The organism is Paenarthrobacter sp. CM16 (assembly GCF_013179505.1).
Taxonomy (GTDB): domain Bacteria; phylum Actinomycetota; class Actinomycetes; order Actinomycetales; family Micrococcaceae; genus Arthrobacter.
Genome location: NZ_JABMCX010000601.1, coordinates 1 through 639, shown reverse-complemented (window position 1 = coordinate 639; position 639 = coordinate 1). Strand labels below are relative to the sequence as shown.

Here is a 639-nt window from a genome sequence, read left to right as displayed (position 1 = left end):
TCACTTCCCGTGCTTCGGGGCTACCTGCCGGCTGAGATCCCTGCCAGGAGCTGCTCGAACGGCAATGACTCGAGGGCATCGTTCTTGCGGTTCGGCTGCGGGCCGCTGAGCAGTTGCACCAGTTCACCAGCTGCCCTGTCCACGCGCGCCGAGAGGGGGGAGCCGCCGTCGTCGGTGTTTCCCCAGTCCTGTGGCCCGGCGAAGACGCCGGTAGCCGCAATCCTGGTGCGGAGGTAGGTGAACAGCGGGCGCATCGCGTAGTCGAGCACCATCTGGTGGCGGTCGGTGCCACCGGTAGCGCCAAGGAGAACCGCTTTGCCGTCCAGTGACTTCGGGTCCAGGACGTCGATGAAGGATTTGAAAAGTCCGCTGTAGGAGGCGCTGAAGACGGGGGTGACGGCGATGATGGCATCGGAATGGTCGACGCCGGCAATCACCTCAGCGAGGCGCGGCGCGGCATAGCCGGTCACAAAGTTGTTGGCGATATCCACGGCGAGGTCGCGCAGTTCGACGATCTCGATCGTTGCGTCGTAGCCTGCCGCCCGCAGCTGCCGCTCGGCGGATGCGGCCAGCTGGTCGGCCAGCAGGCGGCTCGACGACGGGACACCGAGTCCGGCGGAAAGAACGGTGATGCGGCGG

At 66.4% G+C, this 639-nt stretch carries 1 protein-coding gene; it reads right to left on the bottom strand.

Going from position 1 to position 639, the window contains the following annotated elements; all coding sequences use genetic code 11:
- Window positions 1-20 precede the first annotated feature (20 nt).
- On the bottom strand, window positions 21-639 hold a 619-nt coding region (locus HP499_RS24750), incomplete at its 5' end, for an FMN reductase (protein ID WP_172326641.1).